At 59.3% G+C, this 1,280-nt stretch carries 1 protein-coding gene; it reads left to right on the top strand.

Annotation, left to right across the window (positions count from 1 at the left end):
- Positions 1 to 9: 9 nt before the first annotated feature.
- A partial coding sequence (locus tag A2I95_RS39225; RefSeq protein WP_367153215.1) for a selenium-binding protein SBP56-related protein occupies positions 10 to 1,280 on the top strand: 1,271 nt, incomplete at its 3' end.

Here is a 1,280-nt window from a genome sequence, read left to right as displayed (position 1 = left end):
GATTTAACGATGAACTTGCGGCCCGACCCCACATTTCATGCCACCCCCAGGCTTGCCATGGAAGCCCCGGCCGAGACGCTGGCGTTTACCCTGATGCTCAGCCCTGACGGTTCGCAGCCTGATGGGCTGGCGGTTGTAGATGTTGACCCCAAATCTGACAGCTACGGCGACATCGTGCATCAGCTGATCATGCCCAACAAGGGCGACGAATTTCATCATTTCGGCTGGAACGCCTGTTCCTCAGCGCTGTCGCCGCTGACCGGCCATGCATTTCTGGAACGGCGCTATCTGATCATTCCCGGCATCCGCTCCAGCCGCATTTACGTGATCGACGTGAAGGAGCCGCGGAAGGCGAAGATCCACAAGATCATCGAACCCGAGGAAGTGTTCGAAAAGACCGGCTATTCCCGCCCCCACACCATCCATTGCGGGCCTGAAGGCATCTATGTCTCGACCCTGGGCGGCGGCGGCAAGGATGGCACCGACGGGCCGCCGGGTATCTTCATCATGGATTGCGAGACCTTCGACATTCTGGGCCGCTATGAAATGGACCGGGGCGCGCAGGACAAGCATTATGATTTCTGGTGGAACCTGCCGCGCGACTACATGGTGAGTTCGGAATGGGGCCTGCCGCCGCAGTTTGAAAACGGCATCGTGGCGGAGGATCTGCTGAGCAACAAATACGGCCATTCGATCCATTTCTGGAACCTGCGCGAGCGTAAGAACGTGCAGACCATCGACCTGGGCGAAAACCACCAGATGGCGCTGGAAATCCGGCCCGCGCATGATCCCTCCAAAGACTACGGATTCTGCGGTGTGGTGGTGGATACCACCAACCTGCAGGGCGCGATTTTCACCTGGTGGCAAAAGGATGACGGCACGTTTGAGGCCAAGAAGACCATCACCATCGACCCGCGCCCCGAAAAGGCTGAAAACCTGCCGCCGCTGCTGCAGGGGTTCGCAGCGGTGCCGCCGCTGGTCACCGATATCGATCTGAGCCTGGACGACAAATACCTGTATGTGGCCTGCTGGGGCCAGGGCGAGATGCATCAGTATGATGTCTCTGACCCGATGAATCCGAAGCTGACTGGCAAGGTTGAACTGGGCGGTATTGCCCGCGGCGCCAAGCACCCGAACGGCAAGGATTTTGCCTATGGCCCGCAGATGGTCGAGATCAGCCGCGACGGCAAGCGGGTCTATTGGACCAACTCGCTCTATTCCACCTGGGACGACCAGTTCTATCCCGATGGCCAAGGCGGCCAGATGGTGATGGCCAACGT

Source organism: Leisingera sp. F5, from assembly GCF_001593695.1.
The sequence above is the reverse complement of the archived record's forward strand: the minus strand, read 5'-3'. Positions and strand labels throughout refer to the sequence as shown.